The sequence below is a fragment of the Caldicellulosiruptor diazotrophicus genome (assembly GCF_017347585.1).
In the GTDB taxonomy this organism is placed as follows: domain Bacteria; phylum Bacillota; class Thermoanaerobacteria; order Caldicellulosiruptorales; family Caldicellulosiruptoraceae; genus Caldicellulosiruptor; species Caldicellulosiruptor diazotrophicus.
Genome location: NZ_AP024480.1, coordinates 2,114,300 through 2,136,074 on the forward strand (window position 1 = coordinate 2,114,300; position 21,775 = coordinate 2,136,074).

The 21,775-nt window shown below is 34.9% G+C and carries 15 protein-coding genes and 1 pseudogene; 2 read left to right on the top strand and 14 right to left on the bottom strand.

What is annotated here, in order from left to right:
• Nucleotides 1-444 carry a cell division protein ZapA gene (gene zapA, locus CaldiYA01_RS10135; RefSeq protein WP_238480519.1) on the bottom strand — a complete coding sequence of 148 codons (444 nt, stop codon included), beginning with the start codon at nt 442-444 and terminating at the stop codon, nt 1-3.
• 189 nt (nt 445-633) lie between these two features.
• Here zapA and CaldiYA01_RS10140 point away from each other — a divergent pair, with 189 nt between their 5' ends.
• On the top strand, nt 634-1,623 hold the full coding sequence (locus CaldiYA01_RS10140; RefSeq protein WP_207179358.1) for an aldo/keto reductase: 990 nt from the start codon (nt 634-636) through the stop codon (nt 1,621-1,623).
• An 88-nt stretch (nt 1,624-1,711) separates the two neighbouring features.
• Here the strand turns inward: CaldiYA01_RS10140 and CaldiYA01_RS10145 are convergent, their stop codons facing one another.
• Nucleotides 1,712-2,266, bottom strand: coding sequence for a rubrerythrin family protein (locus tag CaldiYA01_RS10145; RefSeq protein ID WP_207179359.1), 555 nt, complete (start codon nt 2,264-2,266; stop codon nt 1,712-1,714).
• Nucleotides 2,267-2,431: 165 nt separating this feature from the next.
• Nucleotides 2,432-3,649: an RNA-guided endonuclease InsQ/TnpB family protein gene (locus CaldiYA01_RS10150; protein WP_207179360.1), complete on the bottom strand. Its 1,218-nt coding sequence runs from the start codon at nt 3,647-3,649 to the stop codon at nt 2,432-2,434.
• Between the two features lie 120 nt (nt 3,650-3,769).
• Between CaldiYA01_RS10150 and CaldiYA01_RS10155 the strand changes: the two genes are divergently transcribed.
• Nucleotides 3,770-6,115 carry a glycoside hydrolase family 65 protein gene (locus tag CaldiYA01_RS10155; protein ID WP_207182831.1) on the top strand — a complete coding sequence of 782 codons (2,346 nt, stop codon included), beginning with the start codon at nt 3,770-3,772 and terminating at the stop codon, nt 6,113-6,115.
• 71 nt (nt 6,116-6,186) lie between these two features.
• Here CaldiYA01_RS10155 and CaldiYA01_RS10160 read toward each other — a convergent pair whose 3' ends face one another.
• The 11 genes and pseudogenes from CaldiYA01_RS10160 to CaldiYA01_RS10210 form a co-directional block, all read right to left on the bottom strand.
• Nucleotides 6,187-7,206, bottom strand: coding sequence for a LacI family DNA-binding transcriptional regulator (locus CaldiYA01_RS10160; protein WP_207179361.1), 1,020 nt, complete (start codon nt 7,204-7,206; stop codon nt 6,187-6,189).
• Between the two features lie 91 nt (nt 7,207-7,297).
• The gene (locus CaldiYA01_RS10165; RefSeq protein WP_207179362.1) at nt 7,298-8,131 is read right to left on the bottom strand and encodes a carbohydrate ABC transporter permease; all 834 of its coding nucleotides are present in this window, start codon (nt 8,129-8,131) and stop codon (nt 7,298-7,300) included.
• A gap of 43 nt (nt 8,132-8,174) precedes the next feature.
• Nucleotides 8,175-9,062 carry a carbohydrate ABC transporter permease gene (locus CaldiYA01_RS10170; protein ID WP_207179363.1) on the bottom strand — a complete coding sequence of 296 codons (888 nt, stop codon included), beginning with the start codon at nt 9,060-9,062 and terminating at the stop codon, nt 8,175-8,177.
• 99 nt (nt 9,063-9,161) lie between these two features.
• Nucleotides 9,162-10,388 (bottom strand): ABC transporter substrate-binding protein, encoded by a 1,227-nt coding sequence (locus tag CaldiYA01_RS10175; protein WP_207179364.1) that lies wholly within the window; start codon nt 10,386-10,388, stop codon nt 9,162-9,164.
• Nucleotides 10,389-10,619: 231 nt separating this feature from the next.
• The gene (locus CaldiYA01_RS10180) at nt 10,620-12,887 is read right to left on the bottom strand and encodes a glycoside hydrolase family 65 protein (RefSeq protein ID WP_207179365.1); all 2,268 of its coding nucleotides are present in this window, start codon (nt 12,885-12,887) and stop codon (nt 10,620-10,622) included.
• A gap of 13 nt (nt 12,888-12,900) precedes the next feature.
• A complete protein-coding gene (locus CaldiYA01_RS10185; protein ID WP_207179367.1) occupies nt 12,901-13,572 on the bottom strand; it encodes an HAD family hydrolase in 672 nt (223 codons plus the stop codon).
• 234 nt (nt 13,573-13,806) lie between these two features.
• Nucleotides 13,807-14,759 (bottom strand): annotated as a pseudogene (locus CaldiYA01_RS10190) (transposase).
• A 338-nt stretch (nt 14,760-15,097) separates the two neighbouring features.
• Nucleotides 15,098-16,483, bottom strand: a complete 1,386-nt coding sequence (locus tag CaldiYA01_RS10195) for an MATE family efflux transporter (protein WP_207179368.1) — start codon at nt 16,481-16,483, stop codon at nt 15,098-15,100.
• A gap of 135 nt (nt 16,484-16,618) precedes the next feature.
• Entirely contained in the window at nt 16,619-19,027 is a 2,409-nt protein-coding gene (locus CaldiYA01_RS10200) for a glycoside hydrolase family 2 TIM barrel-domain containing protein (RefSeq protein WP_207179370.1), read from the bottom strand.
• A gap of 203 nt (nt 19,028-19,230) precedes the next feature.
• Entirely contained in the window at nt 19,231-20,790 is a 1,560-nt protein-coding gene (locus CaldiYA01_RS10205; protein WP_207179372.1) for an ABC transporter substrate-binding protein, read from the bottom strand.
• A 51-nt stretch (nt 20,791-20,841) separates the two neighbouring features.
• Nucleotides 20,842-21,747, bottom strand: a complete 906-nt coding sequence (locus CaldiYA01_RS10210; RefSeq protein WP_207179374.1) for a carbohydrate ABC transporter permease — start codon at nt 21,745-21,747, stop codon at nt 20,842-20,844.
• Nucleotides 21,748-21,775 lie beyond the last annotated feature (28 nt).

Here is a 21,775-nt window from a genome sequence, read left to right on the forward strand (position 1 = left end):
TTATCTATCACCGTCAAATGCATTTATAAAATCATCAAGTTCTTTTTTGGTCTTTTCAAGTTCCTGCTTTGTCTTTTCAAGTTCTTGGTTAAGATTTTGAATAATTTCATTTAATTTTTCAATCTCTTGACTTTGCAGCAAAATTTTTTCCTCTGCCACTTTTAATTTCTCTTTATATTCCTCTACCTCTTTTTGATATTTCTCGCTTTCAACACCTATCTTTGAAAGCTTCTCATCACATTCTAAAAGGTGTTTAAAATACTCATCTGCCACCAAAAAAGCTGTGAGCATTGCAGAAAGAGATGTTGAAAGCTGAGGCTCGTTAGCTACAACCTCAGACATCTTCTTGTTTATATAATTTGCAATCTTCATTATGTATTCTTCATCTTCGTCAGTCTTTAATACATAATTCATACCCGCAATTTTCACTTCAATTCTCTTCAAATTATCTTCTCTCCTGATATTTTCATCCATCGGTTCACAATCCTTTAAAAAGCTTTGAAAGTGTTGTTATCTATATTATAGTTTTTTTTAGTATTCTTTGCAATTGAGATTTGGAAAAGTACTTGTATTATTTAATTCAAAAGGATAAAATCAAATTATTAAAAATACTTTAAAAGGAGATAACTTAGCATGTATGTAGCAAATTCGAACAGATACAATAACATGATATACCTTCGCTGTGGAAAAAGTGGCTTAAAACTTCCTGCTATCTCTCTTGGTTTTTGGCACAATTTTGGAGATGGTGACCCATTTGACAACATGCGAAAAATTGTTCAAAGAGCTTTTGATCTCGGAATAACATACTTTGACCTTGCAAACAACTACGGACCACCACCGGGTGCTGCTGAGGAAAATTTTGGTAGATTATTTAAACTTAATTTAAGACCTTACAGAGATGAAATAATTGTTGCAACAAAGGCAGGATACAAGATGTGGGAAGGTCCATACGGTGATTGGGGCTCAAAAAAGTATCTTCTTGCAAGCTTAGACCAAAGCCTTAAACGAATGAACCTTGACTATGTCGATATTTTTTATTCGCACAGACCAGACCCAGAAACACCAATTGAAGAGACAATGGAGGCTTTGTATCAGGCAGTGCACAGCGGAAAAGCTTTGTATGCTGGTATATCAAATTACAATCCTGAACAAACTAAAATAGCGTATTCAGTTGCAAAACAAATGGGACTAAAGCTTATAGTAAATCAAGTTCGATACAATATGTTTGCAAGAGATGTTGAAAATGGTCTTTTTGATACATTAAATGAGCTTGGCATGGGAGCTGTGATATATTCTCCTCTTGCCCAGGGGCTTCTGACAGAGCGTTATTTGGACGGAATTCCTGAAGACTCAAGAGTAAGAAAATCAGGAGTGTTCTTGAAAGAAAGTGATATAACACCTGAGAGAATTGAAAAAGTTAAAAAGTTATCTGAGATTGCAAAAAGGCGTGGTCAGACAGTTTCACAGCTTGCACTTTCGTGGATTTTGCGAAACAAAGTTGTAGCCTCAGTAATTGTTGGTGCAAGCAAGGTATCTCAGATTGAAGATAATGTGGGATGTATTAATAATCTTGAGTTTTCAGAAGAAGAGCTGAGAGAGATTGATGAGATTTTAAACTCATAATTAAAAAGTGAAAGGGGCTTTTCCCGAAAAGAAACAAGTCTGGGAGTTGCCCCTTTTTGTTTATTTTTTCATATATTTTTGAGGTTTATTAAAACTTTTTGTACATCTCTCTCTTTGTCCCACAGATTGGACAATATTCAGGTGCTTCATCTAAAACTGTATGCCCACAAACAGGGCAGATATACACATTTTTAATCTCTATATCCTTTCCTTCTTTTGCGCTATCTTGAGCCATTTTAAAAAGCTGAGCATGAATCTTTTCTGCCTCAATTGCAAAATAAAAGCTTCTTTCAGCATCTTTTTCGTTTTGATATTTTGCAGCATTTAAGTAAACATCATACATCTGGTTTACCTCAAAAAGTTCGCCGTCAATTGCTCCCTGAAGATTTTCCACTGTTGTGCCAACTCCAAATACTGCATCAGATGCAACCATATGCCCACCTTTGATGTTGCCAAGTACTTTAAAATGGTTGTTCGCATGGACCTGCTCAGCATATGAGATTGCTCTAAAAAGTCTTGCAATGTTTGGAAAACCTTCTTTTTCAGCAATGTCACCCCATAGCAAATACCTCATGTGAGCCATGCTCTCCCCACCATATGCAGACCTCAAAAATCCTATTGTCATATCATTCTTTACGCTCATAAATCGGGTCCTCCTTTAAAATAAATTTCATTTCTTTTTTACCCATCAAAATCTTTTTTAAACATAAATGTTGCCGAAAATATTCCGTAAAATTATAATAAGGTATGATTACGTGAACTACCGTCCACCTAAAGAAGTGGAGGCTTCGCGAGAAGTTTGGTAGGTTTAAACTACCCTTATTCTCACAGGGTGGTTCACACACCCGCTACTGGTTATCTGCACCGCAGCAGACTCACCAGCTACTTTCTCAAGTATATTCAGCGCCCCGTTTATATCCGCATTAACTACATACCCGCAATCTTTACATACGTACAATCCTCTGTATTTCCTGTTACTTTTGCTTACTGTCCCACATCTACTGCATGTCTGTGATGTATAACTTTCATCCACTTCCATATACCCTATACCATAATACTTGCACTTCGATTCTAACTTTCTCTTAAATTTCTCATACGGTACTCCCATAAAATTTTGATTGTTCACCCTGCCAAGATTTATCTCTTGTTTTATACCTTCTAACTGACCTATTACTATGCTCCCTATCCTGTTTTCTAAACAGTGCTTGATTACAAAATTCACAGCCTGATTTAAAAAATTGTCAATTATATGCTGCCTTTTAAGAGAAATCTTTGCAAGTTTTAAACCTGATTTGATTCCCTGTTTTGAGTATACACTTTGAAGTCTTGCTCTTTGTTTGTTGTACCATCGGTTGACTGATTTTAAAAACCTACCCTCTATCAAAAAGGCAGTCCCAATGGTATCAACTATTGCTGCAAAATTGTTAAGCCCTAAGTCTATCGATAAGTACTTGCTTCTGTCAAGATTACAAAACTTTTCTTCCTCTTCATACACATACTCAATCTCAAACCACCTGCCACAAAACTTCGGTATTATCCTGACTTCCTTGAGCTTTTTGCCTGTAATGTTTTGTGGCAACTCAAAATACAAGTACCTTACCCCAAATTCCCTATAAAAATTTCTACCAAGACTGAGTCTCAGTTTATTCCCTTCTACCTTGAACTGGTCTTTAGGAAAAACAATCTGGTACATCCCTTCCTTTGGCAGGTATGTCGGTATTGAAATTTTTTTATCTATTCTCCCTTCTTTTTTAGCTTTCAAAATACTTAAAAAAGATTTAAAAGCTTCGTCCACAGAAATAAGAGTTTGCTGGGCAACCTGAGAAGGCAAAAGTCTGTAATTTTCGTTTTCCCTCACAAGATGATATACACTTTCATATGGCAGATATTCCTGAGTTTTAAAATAATGTTGCCTTATATGATACAAAGCATAGTTGTACAAGTTTTTGGAAAAGTAACACAGCAGACGCAGAAGTTTGTATGTTTGTTTATCACACCTTATATGATTCTTCTGTGTTTTGTACATTTGAAATCACCTGAAAAATATTGTATCATATTTTTAGCAATTCATCTCCATCTTATAGAAGATGGAGTCTTCTTGCTAGATTTTGATAAAAAAGATTTTGCTGCGAAAGGAGAGTTCAGCTTGAGAAGGCTTCCCAAAAAGGAACCTATATTTTTGCCAGATGAGTGGAACATAATAGAGGAGGGCTTTCATCCTGAAAAGAATTTTTTGCTTGAGACCATTTTTACAGTTGCAAATGGATATTTAGGGCTGAGGGGAAACTTGGATGAAGATTTTCCTGACAAAAGCCAGAGCTTTAAAGCAACATATATTAACGGCTTTTATGAAGAGTATGATATAACCTATCCAGAGGGTGGATATGGATTTGCAAAGCGTGGCGAGGCAATGGTAAATGTTGCTGATGTGAAGACATTTGAAATAAGCATTGAGGATGAAAAATTTAATCTGTTCAGTGGGAAAATTTATAAACATATCAGAAAACTAAACATGAAGAGCGGAACGGTAGTACGCGAAATACTCTGGGAATCCGAACGTGGCAGAAAAATTTTTATATCTTTTGAGCGGCTTGCATGTTTTAAAAGGCAGCATTTAGGAGCAATTAATATTAGAATAAAACCTCTCAATTTTTCTGGTAGAATAAAGATTGTAAGTAAAATAGATGGAAACTCTTCAAATCTGCTTGAGACAGAAGATGTGAGGGTTAGTTCTGGAATAGAAAAATTTCCTTTTGAGACAATTAAAGCTTCCTGTAATAAACTTAATGGTTTTTTGATGCAGAAAACTAAAAAGAGTAGACTCTCGTATGGCTGCATGGTAGATCATGTTTTGAGCATCAAAGAATTTTTCTGCAAATCTTTTGCCGACAAAGAGAAAAATCTTGTTATATTTGAAATTGAGTTTGATGCTAAACAAGATATGGAATATAGCTTGACAAAATATTTTTCATATTTTACACAAAGAGATGTTGAAGAAGATTTGATTGAAGAGCTCTGTGCTGCTGAAATACTTGAAGCAAAAAAGATTGGATTTGAAAACCTTTTGAAAGAACAAAGAAAATTTTTGGAAACCTTTTGGAAAAACGCTAATGTTGTGGTAAAAGGAGATTTTAAAATTCAGCAAGCTATAAGATTTAGTCTATTTTCTCTGCTTCAATCAACAGGTAGAAACGGTATTTCAAACATTGCTGCAAAAGGCTTGACCGGTGAAGGCTATGGCGGACATTATTTCTGGGACTCTGAAATTTATATAATGCCGTTTTTCATATATACCCAGCCAGAAATTGCAAAAATGCTTCTTTTATATAGATACAGCATTTTAGATACAGCAAGAAAGCGGGCAAGAGAGCTTCACCACAGAGGAGCACTATATCCCTGGCGAACCATTGCAGGAAAAGAGTGTTCAGCATACTTCCCCGCTGGGACTGCCCAATACCACATAAACGCTGATATTGTGTATGCCATAAAAAAGTATTTTGAAGCAACAGATGATTTGGAATTTATAAAAAACTATGGTGCAGAGATTGTATTTGAAGTTGCAAGATTCTATTCAGAACTTGGCCATTTCAGTGAAGCAAAGGGCGGAAAGTTCTGCATATTCTGTGTCACCGGCCCTGATGAGTATACTGCACTTGTTGACAACAACGCTTATACAAACTATATGGTAAAGATGACCCTTGAGTTTGCTACAGAGCTTTATAATATATTAAAAGAAAAAGATAGTAATGCTCTTGAGAAACTTTGTAGAAAAATTGAGCTCTTAAAAGATGAGGTTTTACTGTGGAAAAACATTGCTGATAACATGTATTTGCCGTACAATTCAGAGCTGAAAATTATTCCTCAGGACGATTCATTCATCTATAAAAAGAGGCTTGATTTGTCAAAAATCCCAGAGAATCAGTTTCCTCTTCTTTTAAACTGGCATTATTTAGACATTTATAGATATCAAGTTTGCAAACAACCAGATGTCCTTTTGCTCATTTATCTTTTGAGAGAAAACTTTACATTTGAGGATTTAAAAAATAACTATGAATATTATGAACCAATTACAACACATGACTCATCACTCTCACCTGCAATCTTTAGCATCCTTGCAGCAGAACTTGGATATTTAGACAAAGCATACGAATACTTTGTATATACAGCAAGAATGGACCTTGACGATTTAAATGACAACACAAAAGATGGAATTCACGCCGCTTGTATGGGCGGAGCTTGGCAAGCTTTGGTATTTGGTTTTGGTGGAATGAGAACAAACAAAGACAGGCTTTCTTTTTCACCAAAGCTTCCTCAAAGGCTTGAATGTTTATCGTTTAAAGTAAGATACAAGGGAAAAGTTTTGAAAGTGGAAATCACAAAAGACAAAGCTTCCTATACACTTTTGGAAGGTGAAAGTGTTCAGCTTTCACATTATGGTAGCAGTTTTGAATTGAAAAGAGGACAGACTAAAGAATTTATCCTTGCCAATTAAAATTTTAAAGGCTGTGAGAAGATTTGTGTTTTCTCCTCACAGCCGTTTTTTTGTAAAGCTTAAAAAGATATTTAGCGCAGCCTTGCTGTTGATTCTCTTTTTATAAGCTCTGGCTCTAAGATAATGTGGTTTATGGGCTGCTTTGAAATCAGGTTTAAAAGCAGGTAAAAAGCTGATTTGCCCATTTCACTCTTGTTCTGTCTTATTGTTGTAAGAGTAGGGGTGATGTAACGTGCCAAGGATATATCGTCAAATCCAACAACCGAAACTTTTTTAGGCACATCCACACCAAGTTCCTTTAATCTTTTTATAAGACCGATTGCCATCATGTCTGATGCAGCAAAAACTGCTGTGACACCTTTTTTAATAAAATAGTCTGCTGCTTCAAACCCGCTTGCCTCTGTAAAATCACCTTCATAAATAAGTTCACTGTCAACCTGAAGTCCGTTTTTGCTCAGTGCCAATATATAACCGTTTAATCTTTCTTGGCTGACATATGCTTTTTTGTGACCATTCAAAAATCCTATTTTTTTGTGTCCAAGGTTAATCAAGTGTTCTGTTGCAAGCTGCGCACCTTTTAGATTGTTTGTTGTCACATAACCTATATTTGAGTTTTTTATTGGAATGTCAAGCAAAACAACAGGATAGGTACTTTTTTGTATTTCATTCAGATACTCATCATCCATCTTAAGTCCCATGATAAATGCGCCTTCAAGCCCTTTTTCCTGCATAACCGCATCAAAAGAGATTCTTTTTTGCTCCTCTGAAGATGTTGAGAGCAAAACAACCTCATAACCATTGTCCATTGCAGCTTTCCTGAAACTTATAAGTATCTCATAATAAAAAACACCGTATATGCCTTCCCTCTCCATGTCTTCAATGAACAGTCCAACTCTTTTTGTCTTGTTTGTGACAAGGCTTTTTGCAAAGATGTTTGGTGTGTAGTTTAGTTTTTTGGCCATCTCTATTACCTTGTCTCTTGTTTCAGGGTTTATATCTGAGTAATTATTGAGCGCCCTTGAAACAGTGCTTGGTGACAGTCCCAAAGCTTTTGCAATATCTTTTATGGTCACATTCTTGTTCTTCCTCATTTTTTCGTGTCTCCCTCTTATTTTTGAAATGTTTCACTAAAACCTTGAAAATAATTATACACTTTCTTTGTCTTCTATTTCAACATTTTTATTACTCTTTAAGCCCTGTTGTTACTATCCCCCTGACGAAATATTTCTGAAATGCTACGAAAACTATTATGGTTGGCAAAGAAAGAAGGATTGCTCCTGCTAAAACCTGGTTCCAAAACTGATAGTACTGACCGTAAAACGAGTTGAGGCCTACTGGCAGGGTATACAGCTCTTCAGACGAAGCTATGATGCTTGGCCACATGAAACTGTTCCAGTTGCCCACAAATATGAATATAGCTTGAGTGGCCAAAGCTGGCAATGATAGCGGTAAGAATATTTTAAAGAATATTCCAAACCGTGACAGTCCGTCAATCAATGCAGCTTCTTCTAAATCCTTAGGGATTGTCAAAAAGTACTGGCGCATAAAAAATATATAGAATGCACTCACAAGCCATGGAATAATTAGTCCCTTGTACGAATCAATCCAGCCAAGTTTGTTTAGAATAAGGTAAATAGGAATTAAGAGTACCTGCCCAGGAATCATCATAGTACCTATGATAATGTAAAAAATAACCTTCTTAAATGGAAAGCTTAACCTTGCAAGAGCATAGGCTGCCATGGAATTAAAAAGTAGATTACCAGCTGTCACAGCCACTGCAACTACAAAGCTGTTAAAAAGCCACCTCATAAACGGAAACTCTGTTGTGATGTATTTATAGCTACTAAAGCTCAGCTTTCCAAAGTCAACTGAGAATTTTGTCACATCTTCTACAGGTTTTAAAGAAGTTATAACGGCAATAAGGTACGGTACCAAGGTTATCAGTGCCCATAAAATGCAGATTGTATATAGCACTATTTTGACTCCAATCCCATAGGTATTTTCCTTCCTCCACACCTTTTTATCATCTCCTTTTTCGATAATCAAGAAAAATCACTACTTAATACGACATTTCCTCACCAAAAAACTTTCGCTGAATTAACGTAAACACAAATATAATCCCAAACACAACAAACGCCATAGCTGAGGCAACTCCCATGTTGAATTCTTTAAAAGCTGTTCTATATATCATCACAACCATTGTCATTGCTTTTCCCATGGGGCCACCATCAGAACCACCTATAATGTATGACAAATCAAACATCTGGAGAGTGCTAATAAAAGATACAACTGTATTGAAAAATATCATCGGTTTTAAAAGAGGTACTGTGATTTTAACAAGCTTAATAAATTCTCCTGCACCTTCAACCTCTGCAGCTTCATAAAGCTGGTCTGGAATAGTTGAAAGCCCAGACAAAAATGTAACCATATAAAACCCTACAGACCCCCAAACAGCAACACTGACAATTGCCGGCATCACAAAAGAAGGTTCATTGAACCAGTTTCGGGGAGTAATCCCAATATGGCTTAAAATCTGATTCACAAGCCCATCTGTTTTGTACAAAAACAGAAATATAATTGATACTGCTACAGGTGATGTAACTGTGGGAAGATAATATGTTGTTCTGAAAAACTCCTTGAATTTTACCTTGTCATTTACTATCACAGCTAAAATGAGAGCAATAATAAGCTGAGTAGGAACAACTAAAACCGAATAATAAATTGTGTTAAAAATAGAATCTAAAAACATCTTGTTTGTCAGCGCTTCTTTATAGTTAGCAAGGCCTACAAATTTAGGTGGAACATCTCCTAAGAATGAAAAGTTCTGAAAACTTATCATAAAAGCTTTTACAAGTGGGTAAGCAAAAAATACACAAAAAGACAGTATATAAGGAAGCAGCATGACAAAAGCTGTCAAGTATTCTTGGGCTTTTGTTCTATTTCTCATTTTTTATTCACATCCCCCTATAACTTACAGTTATATTCTTATAAATCAAGGCAGGCTTTTTTACCTGCCTTGATTATTTTCCCGGTAGTATTTTCTATTTTACTTCATGATTTGCTTTACTCTTTCTTCAATGTTCTTCTTAAGGTCATACTTTTTGCCAATTACATAATCTTCAAATGCTTTGTTGAAGACATCCACAACTTTCGTGCCATCCAGACCATAGAAGTAGACCTGTGCATATTTTGCACCATCAACAAGCGCTTTTCTCTCTGGATAAGTTTTAGCAAAGTTTACACCTGCACTCTTTAATGAAGGAAGTGCCAAGCCTGCTTCAACAACAAACTTCTGTCCGCCCTCACCAGTCAAAAATCTTATAAGCTTGAACGCTTCCGGCTTGTGCTTTGAATTTTTACTCATTACATATGCAACGGTGAATGCCATTGTTGACTTGCCAGCTGGTCCTGCAGGAAGTTCTGCAATTCCATATTGATCTTTTGGTATCTTTCTGTCGTTTAAAAATGGAATCATCCAGCCACCTTCAATTGTCATAGCAGCTTTCTTGTCAGCAAATGCATCCCCAACCCAGCCAGCACCTAAATCCTTTGGAGTCTTGCATATTCCTTCTTTGAAAAGGTCAAGTGCAAATTTTAAGCCTTCCAAGGCTTTCGGGTCGGTAAAGACTGGTTTTGTGCCATCAAATACTTTACCACCATTTTGATATGCAAAAGGTTGAATTCTTGCAAGTTCAAGGTTCATGGTAAGACCTACAACCTTGTCTGTTGTAAGTTTTTTAGCATACTCTTTCAGCTCCTGCCATGTCTTTGGTGGAAGAGTTAGACCTGCTTGTTTGAACATCTCTTTGTTGTAGAACAAAACTAATGTATTGTAGTCTTTTGGAAGTCCATACACTTTTCCTTTGTAGATGAATGGCTGGAGAAGTGATGACTCATAACCAATTGTTTTGACATTGTACTTTTTCATCCAGCTGTCAAGCGGCTCTAAAACACCTTTTGCAATATACTGCCATGCTGGCATTGAATCCATGTAAAAGATATCAGGTTCTGTTTTAGATGCCATGAGAAGCTGCATCTTTTGGTTGTAGTCACCGACAATTTCAGTAATTTTCACATCAACATTTGGATACAGCTTTTTGAATGCTGCGATTTGGTTTTGAACAATCTTCTTCTCAGCAGGAGAAGATGCCCACGCACCCAGCTTTAAAGTTATCTTGGAAGTGGCAAAAACATCTTTTTGCGCAGCACCCATTCCCGCAACTAAGGAAAGTAGAAAAATTAGCGTTAATAAAATTGTTAGAAATTTTTTCATAAAACAAACCTCCTTTTTGAATTAAATATTTCGGAAATGTTTTCGATGATTTTATTATACAACAAGTTAGTAATTTTGTCTATAGGTTTTTAATTTAATTTTTGAATTTTGTTTATTAAGCATAATCAATGCTGCTTCATATTCTCCAGCTTTCAAACTTTTTTCGAAATCTTTTCGTGAAATTAAACTCCCTGTGAGAATTTTTTCCACAGGGAGTTGCGACTCAAAAGGCTATAAGACTACTTCTTTACCTCTTACCTTGATTTTCACCTTGCTTTTGTCCACTCTTTTTTTGACCTCAACATTTTCCTGGGTTATGACAAAATCCAGCAAGTTTCCTTTCCACCAGATGCTAAATTTCAAAGCTTCCCACTTTTCAGGCAGCCATGGGTTGACAGATAGAACATCATCTTTTTCCACTTTTAAACCTCCAAAACCAAATATCAAAGCTTGCCATGTACCGCCCAAAGATGCAGCATGTATCCCCAAAGCTGTGTTGCCCTGATTGTCTTCAAGGTCTGTCAAAGCGGTACGCATAAAGTTTATATATGCTCTTTTTGTCTCACCCGCTCTTACTCCCATCAGGGCATAGATGCTCGGGCTCAATGACGATTTGTGCATTGTCCTTTTTTCATAGTAGTCATAGTTTATTTTTATAACCTCTTCATCAAACTGGTCGCCGAGCAAATACAAAAGCATCACAACGTCTGCCTGTTTTATGAGCTGATAATCATTTAGCCTGTCAAGCTCAACACCTTTCGGCCAGACTGGCATATTATTGCTGTCGTATTCTTCAATAACAAAATCTTTAAGATTAAAATATCCTTCAAACTGTTCAATCAACTTTGTTTCAGGATGGTATGGAATATAAATCTTTGATGCAACTTTTAGCCAGTTCAAAGGTTCATCTTCTGATAAGTTTATTTTTTTTACTAACCTTTCAAAATGGCTGGGATAATTTTTCTCTAAGCGTGTCAAAAGTTCAAAGGCCTTCTCCAAGTTCCACTTTGCAAGATAATTGGTGTAGGCATTGTTGTTGCAATGTTCATGGAACTCATCCGGACCTATCACATCATTTATTTCATACCTATCCTTTTCTTCATTGTATTTACAAATAGAAGCCCAAAACCTTGCTGTTTCAATCACAATTTCCACACCATAGTTTAAAAGAAACTCTATATCATCTGTTGCACGCACATACTCTAAAACTGCAAAGGCTATGTCTGCTGAAATATGATATTCTATATCCCCTGTCCATATTCGAACAGGTTTGCCAAGATAATCGTACCCCCACTTTGGCGTCTCCTCTTGTCCAGTGTCTGCAGACTCCCAAGGGAACTGCGCACCTTTGTACCCATTTTTCCTTGCGTTCTCTCTTGCAGCGTCCAAAAGATTGTACCTGTACATCAGCATTGACCTTGCAGCTTTCGGATTTGTGTAAATGTAAAACGGGAGCATAAATATCTCTGTGTCCCAAAAAATATGTCCCTTGTAACCTTCTCCGTGAAGGCCTTTTGCACCAAGGCTTACATGTTCATCTTCTGGATTTGCCATACTAAGTAGATGGAAAACGTTAAATTTAAGACTTCTATCTGCAACCTCATCACCAATTACTTCAAGTTTACTAACATCCCAGAGCTTGTCATACTCTTCTATATGCTCAGAAAGCAACCTCTCAACACCTAATTCTTTTGTTCTTTCAAGCTTACTTGTAGAACTTTTAAAAATATCATCAACCTTTTCTCTCGAGGACACCAATACACTCAGCTTTACAATCTCATAACTTTTTCCCTCTTTTGCCTCAACCTCAAGGTTTTCGGTAATAACGCTTCCCAAATCTTTTACAAATCTATTAAAATAACATTTCTGGCTATCTAATAAAACCTCTGTAGAACTCGCTATTCCTGCTTTGTACCTTTTATCCTTTGTTGTAATGCCAAGGAATATACAGCTTTTGCAATCCTTTTTATCTTCTACTTCATAATGTTTTACTCTATCGTTTGGAGTATCCTTGGAGTTCATGGTGTTCGCATCAATAAAACTTTCTACATTTAAGACTGCTGAGTAGTTCTCACAAACTACATTATATTTTTGAACAATAAGATTTTTATTTTTCATGCTGACAAATCGGAATCCTTCTATTGATGTAATTCTGCCTTTTTCATCTTTTAGTCTCAACTTTCTGAAAAGTAGCCCCTGTTTTAAGTCTAAAACTCTTTTAAACTCAAGAATTTCACATTTTAAAGGATTTAAGTATTCTCTATTTACATATATCCTAAGACCTATTGGATTTGGCAAATTCACAAGCTCTGTAACCTGAGCTGTATCTTTGTCAAATATACCTGCTATGAAAGTTCCTGGTATCTCATCACAAAAAACCTCTTCATTGATTCCCCTTATTCCTATATACCCATTTGTAAGAGCAAAACATGTTTCATATCTATGTGAAACTCCAAAACTTTCCTGCTCAATCAGCCAGTTTTTTTCCGAAAGTTTCATTATCAAAAACCTCCTAAACCTTTTTGAAAAGTTTTTCATGAAGATTTTCAAGAAGTTCTAAACTAATCTTATCTAATCTATCAACCACGTAATGAGCCTCTTTTAGCCTATCAAATTGACCATCTCTACAGATACCAATTGTAAGCATCCCCGCACAAATGCCTGCCTTAACACCATCTATGGCATCTTCAAACACTGCACATTCTTTTGGATTAACGTTTAGCCTTTCTGCAGCAGTCAAGAATATCTCTGGGTCAGGCTTGCCTTTTTTGAAATCATACCCTGTTACAACTGTATCAAACATATTGTAAATTCCTATTTTGGTTAAAATTTTGGTGGTATTTTTACTTGAAGAAGCAACAGCAAGTTTTATACCGTTTTGCTTCAAATGATTTAAAAGCCATATGCTATCTTCAAAAGCTTTTAAATTTTCTTGTTCAACAAATTCCAAAAAAATCTTTTGTTTTTCCTCTGCCATTTCTATGAGCTTGTCTTCAGGTACATCATATGCAATGCTTCTTATCCCATCCAGCCTTGGCTTCCCATCAACCTTCCATTTGTAATCTTCATATTCAAACTTATAACCATGATCTTCAAACATCTTCTTCCATGCTTTGAAATGTAACTTTACAGTATCTGTTAAAACACCATCCATGTCAAAAATAGCTGCCTTGATTTTTCCCATGAAAAGTAAACCCCTTTGCTGTGATTGTTGTATAAGATTATTATAAAAGTTTTTCGAATTGTTTTCAATATCGTTTGCGATTATTTTCGGCAAAAATTAAAATTGGATAATATAAGCTTTCAATACTTGGAAGATGCTTATATTATAAAAATGCCAATTTGGACAAAATTATTCTTAGAGTCTTATAAATGAGTTTGTTAAATGAATATTTTTACCATAAAAGTATGTATGAGGTTAGCAAGATTGATTCCATACATATGCAAGAATAAATTTATGTTCTTCTAATTTCCTAACAAATTCTTCAAATAAGTAAGTTATCAATATCCACTCCACGTACCTTTTACAAGTCCTAAAGCTTCTTAATCTCATATTTTTTAATTTATATCCCCTTTAAGTTTATTGAAAAGCCCCTCTATTATCCTTCTTTTTCTGTATAGCTTTTTCCCTTCCCCAGCCTCTAAATATTCCATATTCTCTGCCCTCACTTCACTTTTTACATTATTCTTGTTGTTCATATTCCTTTTGTTTATCTCTGCAACAAATTTTATCTTAAACTCTTGAGCTGTCTTGAACCATTTCTCTACTGCTATATCCTGCATCTGCTAAAACTATCTTGGCTCCATATACACATGCCCTGGACAAAAACTCTATCTTTTGACTATCATGCTCGTTCGCACAAGAAAATTCCCAAGCTAAAGGTATTATCTCGTCTTTCCCTGTGGCAAGCAAATGTAATTTGTATCCCTTGTAAAAACCCAAAACTGCACATACACCTGTTACTGCCTACTTATCATTTTTGCTGCTTCTCAAAGGTGTTGAACGTATTACACAAATACTTGTGTCTGGATTTATTGCACTTACCAGTATTCCTTTTATATCAGCTAAATATTCTTCTTCTATCATTGCTGCATATTTCGCAAGATAAGAATAATCCGGGCTTTTTTCTATCCCTATCACTCCTTCTAAATTCTACATCTTCATTTATTCTGTACTCAAGTTCTCTAAAACTTGTAATACTGTTTTTTTACTTTGCAAACCAAACACGCTATTATTTGAAATACTTCAAATTTTCTTGGTCTTCCTCTTTTATTTGATTTTCTGGAAACTCTTAAGATTTGGGCTACTTTCTTTATAGCAAAAAGGATCTTTAAAAATTTTCTCTTTTGTGGTTTAATATCATTAGTCATGTTGTGTATCCCCCTTGTGTTTGTTGTCTTCTTGCACTTTAAAATTTTATCACAAGGGGGATATTTTTTAATTTCTTCTATGGATATTTTTACTTACAATGGTTGTATCTTTTATTCAACAACCCCAACTTACTTATTTGAAGAATTTGTTAGAAAAATGGAAAAACGTAAATTTACTCTTGCATATGTGTGGAATCAATTTTGTTAACCTTATACATGCTTTTATGGTAAAAATATTTATTCAACAGGCTCAAAGAAAGTGTAAAAATTTTTTGTTTTCCGTAAGTTTTTATTGACTTAATTAGGTATTTTTCTACTTATTACAAACCATTATTTTATTAGCTATAATTCGTTATACTACAAACCCATCTTTTTTTGATCCATCTTATTGCAAGAGCAATCCCTCTTGTCCATTCATCTAAAGCAAATGCAATCCACATTCCTATTAACCCCATTTTAAGTGAAAGTCCCAAGATATAAGAAAGAAAAACGCTTATCCCCCACATGCCTAAAAGGGAGAACATCATCATGAATTTTACATCACCCACTCCCCTTAAAGCAAAGCTAAACGCATGATTAAGTCCTCTTCCAATTTCTACGAATAAGTCTACAATAAAGAGAGAATAGGCTATATAAATTATCTCCTTGTCGTGTGTATAAAGGGTAATTATTCTCTTGCCTAATATAATAAAAAGCAACGAAAGGCTAATGTTAGATAGTATTATTAATTTTGAAATCATTATGCAAAATTTATGGGCAATACCAATTTTGTTGCTCCCAACTAAATGAGCAACAATTATTTGAGAACATTGTCCCATTGAAAAACCAAGAATATACACAAAAAAAACTATGTTAGAAACGTACGTACGAGCAGCAAGACTCACAGAACCTAATCTTGCAATAAACGATGTTATTACCACTTGAGACAAGGGGTAAGATATTCCCTCTGCAGTTAGTGGTAAGCTTAAACTAAAAAGCTGTTTTATGATAGCAACATAAGAGCTAAGGCCTCTCTTTCTTAAAAAGAGAATATTTAAAGAATAAGAGCTTTTTAGAATGAATAGAAAGAAGATGCATGTTATAAATTCACTCAAAACTACAGAAAGGGAAATTCCCATTATTTTAGAAACAGGTAACTTGATAGGTTCAAACACTACCAACCAATTTCCTACTATGTTCAAAATATTCATAACAAAAGAAAAAAACATCGGCAAAAAAGTATTTTTATAAGACCTTGATATTGCCGAAAGAACACCCAAAATACTCTGCAAAAATGAGCCACCACCTACTATAGTCAAATACACAAAACACATAGACATAAGCTCAGAAGGAGTTTTCATTCCAATTAGAATTGGTCGAGCAAAAGCCGAAATAAAAATACTTAAAAATAATCCTATTAAAAAATTCACTCTAAACGATAAAGCAGCAATTTCTTCAGCCATATCTTTCTTATTCGCTCCTAAATATTGGCTTAATAAAGTGGCTGTTCCAGCCGAAAACATACTATATACGGTAATAACTAACATAATAATTTGACTGGCTATACTTACAGCTGCTACAGCTTCATTGGAATATCTACTTAGCATCAATATATTGATATTACTAAGGAAACTTCGTAGCACATTTTCAATTACTAACGGCAAAGAAAATTTAAAAAATAAAGCTAAATTATTAGCATATTTATCCACTGGAACTGTCTCTTTGTTACTTAAATTAATCGACATTATTTATTATTTTCCTCCTTTGTGAACAAATTTTACGTGTCTATAGAAAATATTTAAGCGCAACTAAAAACAAGAATTTTTTGAAAATACGACCACCTTCCCATCATAGAAATGAGGAAAGGTGGTCACCTCAACTTAATCAACTTCAATCTCTACTGAGTCACCTACTAATCCTTCAGATGTCGCAACAATTTCTATCATCCCTTTTTGTTTTCTTGATTTTACTATTGCCAAACACATACCATTAAATGCTTTTCTTTTCGCATCTTTATAAGATTCATGACTATCCGGTTTCCCATTATCAACTCCTATTAAGTCCCCACAACCTTTAACTTCAAAAACAACCAAGTTGTTTGCATCGGGTACGATTTGTCCTTCCTTGTCTACAATAAGAACAGTAATATGGCAAACATCTTTACCGTCCGCTTTCATTTTCTGCTTATCACATATAAGCTTTACTCTTTGGGGTTCTCCAGTGGTCTTTACTTCTTTTACAATTTCTTTACCATCCTTCACTCCCACAGCTTTTAAGATACCTGGTTCATATGGAACATCCCAAGAAAGATGCAAGTCGCCAGTTGTAGCATACACAAACGGTTTTTCGTAATGACCAAACCTTTTTGTCATCCCTTGAGCAGGAAACTCGTAACATTTTCTCCCTAGTGATTTGCCATTTAAGAATAATTCTACATAGTCACAATTTGTATAACATATAACTGGTATTACTTTTCCTTCCATACCCTTCCAATTCCAATGAGGAAAAATATGAAGCACTGGTTCTTCAGACCATTGACTTTTGTAAAAATAGAAAGAATCTTTCTTAAAACCACAGGTATCTAATATCCCACAACTTGTATTTTTTGCTGGCCAACGAGATTCTCCTAAATAGTCAAATCCTGTCCAAATAAAATCACCTGCGACATAGTCGTGAACTTTTGTAAATTTCCACAGTTTTTCTGGCCTTATCATTGAAGTGTAATAAGGACCTCGCCACCATCCAAATTGGCTTGCTTCAAAAGAATATTCTCCTCTGACTTGATTAATAGAAGCATGCTCTGTGCCTATTATTTTCCAATTCGGGTGTTTAAAATGATCTTCTGCATAAAAGATTTCTGTTCTATTTCTCCATCTATCTACATAATTATAACCAACAACATCCAATAAATTTAAAAATTCTTCTGTTGCTTTTTTCGGTTCTGCCTCTATCTGGTCACATGCAGCCGTCACTGGCCGTGTAGGATCTTCTTCATGACATATTTCTATTAGCTTTTTCAGAATAAGATGTCCATCTGGTGTAGTTTGTTCAGGTACTTCATTCCCTACACTCCAAATAATGATGGAAGGATGATTTCTGTCTCTTCTTATCATTGATCTTAAATCAGCTTCAAAGTTTTCATCAAAATATTTATGATACCCATATCTACTATCTCCTTCTAAAAAATTCTCTCCAAACTCTTTTATTTTTCCAATTTTCCATTCATCAAATGCTTCTTCAATTACTAAAAATCCCATTCTATCACACATATCAAGGAATTCTGGAGCAGCAGGATTATGCGCTGTTCTAATTGCATTGCACCCCATTTCTTTTAGGAGTTTTAACCTTCTTTCCCATACTCCTTCAGGCACAGCAGCACCCACACATCCACCATCATGGTGTAAACAAACTCCTTTTATTTTTACTTGCTTACTATTTAACAAAAATCCTTTTTCCGCATCAAATTTTATAGTTCGGATTCCGAAGGGTATGGAAATACAATCAATTATTTCTTCTCCTTTTTGAATAATATTTTCAATTGAATAAAGATACGGATTTTCTATGCTCCACAAGTGAGGATTCTCTACATTTGTAACTATTTTTTTCTTTCCTTTTTTGTTTTTCTCAAGTGTTATTGCAACACTTTCTTCTGCCACTACTTTTCCTGAAAGATCATAAACTACCGTTTTTAATATTCCTTCAAAATCTTCAGGTGTTTCATTACAAAGCTCCATTTCAATTTCTAATGTTGCTTTCTTTTCATCCACATAGGTAGCTTTAATAAATACCCCCCACTCTTCAAAGTGAACTCTTTCCGTAACAATTAACTTCACATGCCTATAAAGACCTGAACCAGTGTACCATCTTGAATTCGGTTGTTCCGAATTATCAACTCTTACTACAATTACATTTTCATCTCCAAACTTCAAAAAAGAAGTGATATCAAAGTAAAAACTAGTATAATAGTGATAGTGTGTTCCTACATGAAATTCATTAATCCACACATCTGTAATCCCTGCACTTCCATCAAACTCAATAAAAAATTTTTTATTCTCCAATTCCTTTGAAATCATAAACTTTTTTCTATACCAACCTATACCTGCAGGAAGATAGCCACCACTTCCCCCTGTAGGATGATCCTTTGAAAAATCCCCTTCTATACTCCAATCATGAGGAAGATCTACTATTCTCCATTCGCTATCGTCATAATCAATAGAAAAAATCTCGGCCTCGTACTTTTCACATTTTGTAAATTTCCACCCTGTATCAAAATCTTCATACTTCCTCATTTTCCTATCCCCCTATGGTATCTTTTCCAGGAACATTTTATAAGATTAGTTAAAGTTCAATTACTTTTCGCAACGAAGGAATAATATCTCAAGAAATAAAGGGAAGTAATGTCCCTTTTGGTAAACTTCTCCTCAACCAAAATTTTTTAAAAGAAAATCAGGTCACATTACTCCCCTTTTTAACTTAGTTTTTTAACTCAAACTTACTTCAATCCTTTTCTCTTCTTATATTCATCAAATTGTCTTCTTACTTCTTTTAAAACTTTCTCTAAACCAGCTTTTTTAAGTTTTTGCTCGAATTCTTTTAACTTCTCATCCGTTTTATTCCCAAACATTCCTAATTCTAATGCAGGTACATATTCATCTCTCAAAGAGTTTATTACTGCAAGTTCTGCTTTAACAGGTCTTTCATCAAAAACAAAACCATCTGTTTGGGTTGGAATAGCTCTTGCTCCTATGCTCTTTTCCATTGCACGCTGGACTGCACTAGCTTCTGCATCCTGAGGAAGATCAGGTCTTGTTAATGCCCAACCCCACGTATTCCAACTATACTTATCTGCTCTTGGACCCCGTGCATATAGATTGCCAGGTTTTTCTATCCAATGCACTCCTTTTATTCCACCTATAAGTAATAAATTGAGATTTTTATCATTTTTCATCATATCTAAAACCAATGCTGCTCGCTCTGGATATTGACATTTTCTGGTAATAGCAAAAGCATCGTTAGCAAATGAAGCTCGCTTAAACTTAATATCAGGTGTAAGATCATAGTACCCAGCTTTCCCCAGTTTAGCTTCTTCTAAACGCTTACCAGATCCAAAAACTGCAAAGTTATGAACATAAGAAGCTGCTCTTCCTTGAGCAAATAAATCACTTGGAGAGATAGTATTGTTTATAGCATTCTTAGGCCATACTCCTTTAGCTGCCCATGTGACCATTCTCTTTACATATTCTTTGAAATAGGGGGAAGTAAACAGATAAAAAATTTCTGACGAAGCAGGTGCATCAGGTTTGTTGTTCATTTTATAATAGAAATCATAACTTTCATCTATATTCCATATTTTGTTAAGCTGCTTACATAGTACTTGTCTTAGTTCCCAGTTATTCCCTGCAACACCTAATGCCTGAATTCCTTTCTCCTTCTGAGCAACAGTGAATAAATATTTCTCGTATGTGGCGACATTAGTAATTTTGGGCAGTTTGTATTTCTCTCTTAGGTCTTCTCTAATTACCACAAATTTATAATTCACAGGTGGAGAGGAATTTTTAGGAACTGCATAGATTTTTCCATTTATCATCATTTGTTCCCATGAGGCAGGATCTTGACTCTTATAAGTTTGAGGCATATATTTCTTGATCCAATTCATAGTGAGTTCTCTGAAGGCACCTTTTGCTGCTTCCTGAGCATAATAACACCAATTTGCTGTATATATAATATCACATTGTTCTCCACCTGCTAAGATTAGTGAGTATTTATTTTGCAAGTCAGCAAAAGGAATAAAACGAACTTCAATTGTAGTATTTAGTTTAGGCTTGAAATACTTTCCATTAGCTTCTTTTAGCACCATCTCCAAGTCATCTGGCTTGTTTCCTACCATATAGATAACCAATTTTATTGGTTTTGAAAGGTCCACTCCGGTAGGATGAATTAATTTCTGGTTTGGTTTAGTTGCATTTGCACTTTGCCAGTTAAAGAGTCCTAATGTAATGCTACTGACAACCAAAATAACTGTTACCAAGGCTAAAATTTTTTTGATACGCATTTTTCAATTCCTCCTCCTTGTCTATGATTTTTTTATAATCCTTAAGGGTTTTTAACCCTTAAGAGCCCCAATTGTAATACCTTTGATAAAATATTTTTGCAAAAATGGATAGAGTAAAATAATCGGACCTGTAGCAATAACTGTCATGGCCATTTTTGTAGATTCCATTGGTAACGCTTGGACTATTCTTCCACTTTTTTCAGCAATCCTTCTTATCGCTTCTGCACTGTTCAAAAGTTCTTGCAAATAATATTGAAGTGTATACATGTTTTCATTTCGAATAAACAACATACAATTATACCAATCATTCCAATAGGCTAACGCAGTAAATAGCGCTAACGTTGCTGTCAATGGTTTACACAAAGGAACTATTAGTTTGATAAACATTGTAAAATCTCCTGCACCATCAATTTTGGCTGATTCAATGATTTCAAATGGGATATTATTTCTTATGTAATTTGTTGCAATTATCATATTCCAAACCGAGAACATTAATGGTAGAATTAACGCATATATTTTATCATTAAACTTTAATACTTCACTACAAAGCAAATACCAAGGTACAAGACCACCATTAAACAAAGTAGTGAAGAAAAAGAAAAACATAATGCCGTTTCTCCAAGGAAAATCTTTTCTTGCCAACACGTAAGCAGTCATTAGGGTAATAAATAAATTACAAATTGTCCCCACGACCGTTACGAAGATAGTAATTTCATATGCACGTATAATTGAAATTGGATTTTTAAAGATGAGTTTATAAGCCTCAAGCGAAAATTTCTTTATTACTAAACTATACCCTTCTGTAATAATTGTTCTTTCATCACTAAAGGAACCAATTACTACTAAGTAAAAAGGTAAAATACATGCCAAAGCAAAGATACCAACAATCGTATATGAAAGAAAATTAAATATTATCTTATCTATTTGTCCCCTCCCAACAATTGAACTTTTGTGCATGTTTTAGCCTCCTTTTTTTTTTAAATTT